Source organism: Variovorax sp. 01T439_2 (assembly GCF_056398445.1).
In genome coordinates this window covers 1-1299 of the sequence record NZ_JBFTPJ010001247.1, presented here as the reverse complement: position 1 = coordinate 1299, position 1299 = coordinate 1, and the positions used below count along the sequence as shown (strand labels likewise).

Sequence of the window (1299 nt, the reverse complement as noted above, 5' to 3'; positions counted from 1 at the left end):
CCACGGGGCTGGGCAAGGCCATCGCGCTGGAAGCGGGGCTGCCGATCGTCGCCGTTCCCACCACCTACGCAGGCAGCGAGATGACGCCGATCTACGGCCTCACCGAGAACGGCCTGAAGAAGACCGGCAAGGACCCGCGCGTGCTGCCGCGCACCGTGATCTACGACCCCGAGCTGTCGCGCACGCTGCCCGTGGGCCTGAGCGTGACCAGCGGCATCAACGCCATCGCGCATGCGGCCGAAGGCCTCTATGCGCAGGACAGCAATCCGGTGATGGACCTGATGGCGGAGGAGGGCATCGCCGCGCTCGCACGCGCGCTGCCGGCCATCCGTGCGCAGCCCGGCGACCTGGCGGCGCGCTCCGATGCGCTCTACGGCGCGTGGCTGTGCGGCAGCGTGCTCGGCGCGGTGGGCATGGCCTTGCACCACAAGCTGTGCCACACGCTGGGCGGCAGCTTCAACCTGCCGCATGCCGAAGTGCACACGGTGGTGCTGCCGCACGCGCTCGCATTCAATGCGCCGGCCGCGCCGCGCGCCATGGTACGCATCGCGCGCGCGCTGGGTGGGGTGTCGGCGCCGGCGGCGGTCTACGCATTGGCGCGGGGCAACGGCGCGCCCGTGGCGCTCAAGGACATCGGCATGCGCGCCGCCGACCTCGACCGCGCGGCCGACATCGCCGTCGCCAATCCGTACTGGAATCCGCGGCCCTTCGGCCCGGCCGAGCGCGGCGAGATCCGCGCACTGCTGCAGCGCGCCTTCGACGGCGAGCCGCCGGCATAGGCGCAGCACGCGAACAGAGAAACCCACACGAACAACGAAGGAGACAGCCATGACATTCAACCGCAGACAGTTCACGCAGGCCGCCGCCGCGCTTGCCGCCACGGGCGCCGCGCCGCGGGTGTTCGCCGCCGACACGCTCAAGATCGGCTACGTGTCGCCCCAGACCGGGCCGCTCGCGCCCTTCGGCGAGGCCGACAAGTGGGTGATCGAGCAGATGAAGGCCGCCTTCAAGGACGGCCTCAGCGTGGGTGGCAAGAAGTACGCCGTGCAGATCGTGCTGAAGGACAGCCAGTCGAACCCCAACCGCGCGGGCGAGGTCGCGAACGACCTGATCCTCAAGGACAAGGTCGCGCTCGTGCTCACGGCAGGCACGCCCGAGACCGCCAACCCGGTGAGCGACGCCTGCGAACTCAACGAGGTGCCGTGCATCTCCAGCGTGGTGCCGTGGCAGCCCTGGTTCTTCGGCCGCAAGGGCGACCCTGCCAAGGGCTTCAACTGGACCTACCACCTGTTTTGGGGG

2 protein-coding genes are annotated in these 1299 nt (G+C 70.4%); both read left to right on the top strand.

Features of this window, described 5'->3' with window-relative positions; translation table 11 throughout:
* A partial coding sequence (locus AC1DOC_RS33975) for a maleylacetate reductase (protein WP_478131609.1) occupies positions 1–779 on the top strand: 779 nt, incomplete at its 5' end.
* A 49-nt stretch (positions 780–828) separates the two neighbouring features.
* The coding region (locus tag AC1DOC_RS33970) for an ABC transporter substrate-binding protein (RefSeq protein ID WP_478131608.1) at positions 829–1299 on the top strand (471 nt) is incomplete at its 3' end.